Annotated in this window: 1 pseudogene; it reads right to left on the reverse strand. The window is 73.1% G+C overall.

What is annotated here, in order from left to right:
- Positions 1-62: 62 nt before the first annotated feature.
- Positions 63-551, reverse strand: a pseudogene (locus ABTU92_RS29525) (DUF308 domain-containing protein); the annotation flags it as partial.

The following is a 551-nucleotide window of genomic DNA, read 5'->3' on the forward strand; positions in this document are numbered from 1 at the left end:
GCACGCGGTCGAGAACCGGGCCTGCGTCTCATCGAGAGGGATACGCCGTCACGCCTGACGGCTCAGCCGTGGCTCTGCTCGAGATGGCGGCGCAGGTCGTCGATGGAGGCGAAGCGCAGCGTGCCGTGCTCGAAGGCGGCGTCGATCGAGCCGTCCGTGTAGAGCGTGTAGCCCATGCCGTCGATGACGCCCGACTTGAGCACCGTGACGGGCGCCGCCTCGGCGCCGGCCGGCGCCTCCGGAGCCGGAGGGACGAGCGGAGGCGGCGGTGGCGCACGATCGAAGCCGCGATCCCCGGAAGCACGATCGCCGCCGCGCTCGAAGCCACCATCCTGAGCACGATCTTGGGCGCGATCTTGAACGCGGCTCGAACCGCGGTCGAAGCCCCGCTCGGCCGGACGCTCGAACGGCGGCGGCGGCACGTCGTCGTGCGGCGCCTCGGCGTCCGAGCTGACCGTCTGGCGACGCCGCGTCCAGGCGAAGAAGCGCTTGCGCTCGGCGCCCGGGGTCGGCGCGAGCGGATCGCGGGTCCAGTCGGGCTCCTCCTCCGG

Origin of the sequence: Rhodoplanes sp. SY1, assembly GCF_046000175.1 — a bacterium.
Classification (GTDB): domain Bacteria; phylum Pseudomonadota; class Alphaproteobacteria; order Rhizobiales; family Xanthobacteraceae; genus Rhodoplanes.